This window comes from Novosphingobium rosa NBRC 15208 (assembly GCF_001598555.1).
Classification (GTDB): Bacteria; Pseudomonadota; Alphaproteobacteria; order Sphingomonadales; family Sphingomonadaceae; genus Novosphingobium; species Novosphingobium rosa.
Map to the genome: position 1 here is coordinate 1 of NZ_BCZE01000154.1, position 3,994 is coordinate 3,994.

Consider the following 3,994-nt stretch of genomic DNA (forward strand, 5'->3'; position numbering starts at 1 on the left):
CGGGCGCTGCGCCAGCCGCTGTCGCGCTGCATGGCGCTGCCCTCGCCCGCCACGGCGCCCGCGCTCAGCGAGCGGCTGGTGCCCGCGTAAGCGCCCGCAAAGCCATGGCTGGTGGCCAGCGCCACCACCGCGCCGCCCGCGCTGGCGCTGGCGCCTTCGCTGTTGGTGACGCCGGGGTGGCTGCGCGCAACCTCCTCCATCTCCAGCGCCAGAGCGCGCAAATCCTGAGGGCTGAGCTGTTTGGGATCGACCAGATCGAGATCGGGCAGAGCGCCTTTCACCAGCAACTCTTCCGGGGCCAGACCGGCATAGGGGTCTTCCGGGGCCAGACGCGCCATGGCGACGGCGCGATCCGCCAGCTCATCCAGCGCGGCGTCGCTCAGATCGGAGGAGCCGATGGTGGCCGAACGCTGGCCGATGAACACCCGCAACCCGATATGCTCGTTTTCCGAACGCTCGACATCCTCGAGCTGTCCCAGCCGCACCGTCACGCTTTCGGAGGCATCGCTGACATAGACCGCATCGCTGGCATCCGCCCCGGCGCGGCGCGCGCGCGCGATCAGGGCGGAGGCGCGTTCCTGCGCGTCGGTGGTGCTCAGCATGGTAGTGATGTCCTCAAGGATCGGGCGGAGAAGGCCCTCGTGCTGCCCTGCCTCTAGCCGCCCATGGGGCGTGGGGCAATCTTGGCGCCCCATGTCCGGAACAGGTGGCCTTGGCGCATCACTTCTGCGGCGATCCATGCACGAAACCTGCCAGATTGCATTCACCACCTTGCCCCGCGCGCCGCCCGCGCCTAAATCACCGGTCTGATGACTGAAACCATCGCCCCTTCGGCCCCCGCCCCCTCGGCCAATGCCGCGTCCCTCAACCCCAGCTTCAGCGGGTTGGAGGTCGTGTCCATCGCCAAGAGCTACGACAAGCGCGCGGTGCTGACCGACATTTCGCTCTCCGTCGCCAAGGGCGAGGTGCTGGGCCTGCTGGGCCCGAACGGCGCGGGCAAGACCACCTGCTTCTATTCGATCATGGGTCTGGTGAAGCCGGATTCGGGCCGCATCCTGCTCGATGGCGTGGATATCACCAAGCTGCCGATGTACCGCCGCGCGGTGCTGGGGCTGGGCTATCTGCCGCAGGAAACCTCGATTTTCCGGGGCCTGACGGTGGAGCAGAACATTGGCTCGGTGCTGGAACTGGTCGAGCCCGATCCCGAAATCCGCGCGCGTGAACTGGAGCGCCTGCTCGACGAATTCGGCCTGACGCGCCTGCGCGCCAGCCCGGCCATGGCCCTGTCGGGCGGTGAACGCCGCCGCTGCGAGATCGCGCGCGCGCTGGCCGCCAGCCCCTCGATCATGCTGCTGGACGAGCCTTTCGCGGGCATCGATCCGCTCTCCATCGGCGACATCCGCCATCTGGTGAAGGATCTGAAAGGGCGCGGCATCGGCGTGTTGATCACCGACCACAATGTGCGCGAAACGCTGGATATCTGCGACCGCGCCACCATCATCTACGGCGGTCAGGTGCTGTTCGCGGGCAGCCCGGAAGCGCTGGTGGCCGATGAAAACGTGCGCCGCCTCTATCTGGGCGAGAACTTTTCACTGTGATGGCAGCGGGGGCCGATCTCTGATGCCGGCTCGGGGGGGCTAGGGCATGGCGATGGGGCCGCGGCTGGATCTGCGGCAATCGCAGTCGCTGGTGATGACGCCGCAGCTGCAGCAGGCGATCAAGCTGCTGGCGCTCTCCAATCTGGAAATCGAGACCTTTATCGGCGACGCGCTGGACGCCAATCCGCTGCTGGACATCGCCGCGCCCGCCGCCGATGCGCCCGGCGAGGCGCCCGACGAACGCCGCACCACGCTGGAAAGCTCGCCCATCGATCAGCTGATCGGCGAGGGCCGCGCCAGCGAAGATCGCCCGCTCGATATCGACGCGGGCGCGCTGGATGTGGACCGCGATACGGGCGATGCCACATTCGAAGCCCCCTCCCCCGCGCCAGAAACCGACTTTTCAGGCCCCTATGATGGCGAGGCGATCATCGCCTCGGGCGGCGAAGGCCCGGCCATCGATGAGCATGGCGGCGATGGCGAGACGCTGGCCCAACACCTCCACGCCCAGATCGGCGCGGAGCTGGCGCTGGCGGGCGAGGAAGCCACGCGCATCGGCTTTATCGCCCGCTTCCTGATCGACCAGCTGGACGATGCCGGTTATCTGCCCCTCTCCCTCCCCGAACTGGCCGAGGATCTGCGCGTGCCGCTGGCCGAAATGGAGGCCGCCCTCGCGCTGGTGCAGGCGCTGGAACCCACCGGCGTGGGCGCGCGCAGCCTGTCGGAATGCATCGCCCTGCAGGCGCGCGAAGCCGACCGCTACGACCCCGCCATGGCCCGCCTGATCGACAATCTGGATATGGTCGCGCGCGGCGAATTTCCGCGCCTGAAGCGCATGTGCGGGGTCGATGACGAAGACCTCGCCGATATGCTGCGCGAATTGCGCGACTACGATCCCAAACCCGGCCTGCGCTATGGCAGCACCGGCGGCGAGCCCGTGGTGCCCGACATTCTGATCACCCCGCGCCCCGATGGCGGCTGGATGGTGGCGATCAATCAGGCCACATTGCCCCGGCTGATGGTCAACCGCAGCTATTACGTAGAGATGCGGCGCGGCTGCGATGACAAGGCCGGCAAGGGCTGGCTTTCCGAAAAGCTGGCCGATGCCAATTGGCTGATCAAGGCGCTGGACCAGCGGCAGAAGACCATCCTGAAAGTCGCCAGCGAGATCGTGAAGCAGCAGGACGGCTTTTTCCGCCATGGCGTCAGCCATTTGAAGCCCCTGACCCTGCGCGCCGTGGCCGAGGCGGTCTCGCTCCATGAATCGACCGTGAGCCGGGTGACCTCGAACAAATATCTCAATTTCGCGCGCGGCACCTTTGAGCTGAAGTATTTCTTCACCTCGGGCGTGGCGTCGTCGGATGGCGAGGGCGCGGTCTCCGCCGAGGCGGTGAAGGCCGCGATCAAGCAACTGATCGATGCCGAAGACCCCAAGAAGATCCTCTCCGACGATACGCTGGTCGATCTGCTGAAAGAGCGCGGCTTCGACCTGGCCCGCCGCACCGTGGCCAAATATCGCGAGGCCATCGGGCTGGGCTCTTCCGTACAGCGGCGCAGGCAGAAAGCATTGGCGGGAAAGCTTTAGTCGCGCGCGGATCGGCTAAAGTCCTGACCTCGAAATTCCCGCCAGACCTCCATGAAAATCTCGCTTTCGCGCACCGCGATTCGTGATACGTTATGACTTATCACCAAGTCCCCGACGTCTGGGCCAGACAGGAGCGGCGCCATGACTTATATGTCGTCACACGCCACCCTCCGCCCCGATACCCGGCGGACCATGGGCGTTCTGGCCAGCGTCGGACTTATTCATGTGATCGGCATGTATACGCTGGCGCAGGGCGTGGAGATGCGCATGCCTCTGTCGAACACCATCCGCAAGGAAGGGCCGGTGCTGATAGAGCCGTTGCCATACCTGCCCTTCACGCCCGTGACGGAACCACCCGGCCATCCCACCGAAACACCGCCGCTTGCCCCCGTACATCTGCTCACCATCGGCGACAGCATCAGATCCGCGCCGCCGGTGCATCGCTCTGGCTTGGCCACGGCGGCCAAACCCCGTAGCCAAAGCGGCGACTGGATCACATGGGAAGACTACCCCTCGCCCGACCTCAAAGCCAGGCATGAAGGCGTCACCCGCTTTAACCTGACCATCGGCGCGGACGGTCGCGTCAGCAGCTGTTCCATCACCAGATCCAGCACATGGCCAGGGCTGGACAATGCCACCTGCAAGCTGATCACGCGCCGCGCGCGGTTCAGCCCGGCGCTGGATGACAGCGGCCAGCCGGCATCGGAAGGTTTTGCCAATGGCACGATGCGGTGGGTGATGCCGCGTGAAGGAGATTAAGAGAAGTGCGAGGGGGTTACCCCCTCGCGCTCCCGGAACGTCTTCCGACGGA

At 66.1% G+C, this 3,994-nt stretch carries 4 protein-coding genes; 3 read left to right on the forward strand and 1 reads right to left on the reverse strand.

Features of this window, described 5'->3' with window-relative positions; all coding sequences use genetic code 11:
* Window positions 1-602, reverse strand: a 602-nt coding sequence (locus SR3_RS30035; RefSeq protein ID WP_281198757.1) for a PmbA/TldA family metallopeptidase, incomplete at its 3' end; no start/stop codon positions are given.
* Between the two features lie 207 nt (window positions 603-809).
* Here SR3_RS30035 and lptB point away from each other — a divergent pair.
* The 3 genes from lptB to SR3_RS30050 all read left to right on the forward strand — a co-directional run bounded on the left by lptB (window position 810) and on the right by SR3_RS30050 (window position 3,942).
* Window positions 810-1,598: an LPS export ABC transporter ATP-binding protein gene (lptB, locus tag SR3_RS30040; RefSeq protein WP_068095035.1), complete on the forward strand. Its 789-nt coding sequence runs from the start codon at window positions 810-812 to the stop codon at window positions 1,596-1,598.
* A 46-nt stretch (window positions 1,599-1,644) separates the two neighbouring features.
* Window positions 1,645-3,183, forward strand: a complete 1,539-nt coding sequence (gene rpoN, locus SR3_RS30045; protein WP_068095038.1) for an RNA polymerase factor sigma-54 — start codon at window positions 1,645-1,647, stop codon at window positions 3,181-3,183.
* A 141-nt stretch (window positions 3,184-3,324) separates the two neighbouring features.
* Window positions 3,325-3,942 carry an energy transducer TonB gene (locus tag SR3_RS30050; protein WP_084456073.1) on the forward strand — a complete coding sequence of 206 codons (618 nt, stop codon included), beginning with the start codon at window positions 3,325-3,327 and terminating at the stop codon, window positions 3,940-3,942.
* Window positions 3,943-3,994: the final 52 nt, after the last annotated feature.

Excerpts from the sequence above, each read along its gene's own strand:
- lptB (WP_068095035.1), top strand. The coding sequence starts at position 810 with ATGACTGAAACCATCGCCCCTTCGGCCCCCGCCCCCTCGGCCAATGCC.
- rpoN (WP_068095038.1), top strand. The coding sequence starts at position 1,645 with ATGGCGATGGGGCCGCGGCTGGATCTGCGGCAATCGCAGTCGCTGGTG.
- SR3_RS30050 (WP_084456073.1), top strand. The coding sequence starts at position 3,325 with ATGACTTATATGTCGTCACACGCCACCCTCCGCCCCGATACCCGGCGG.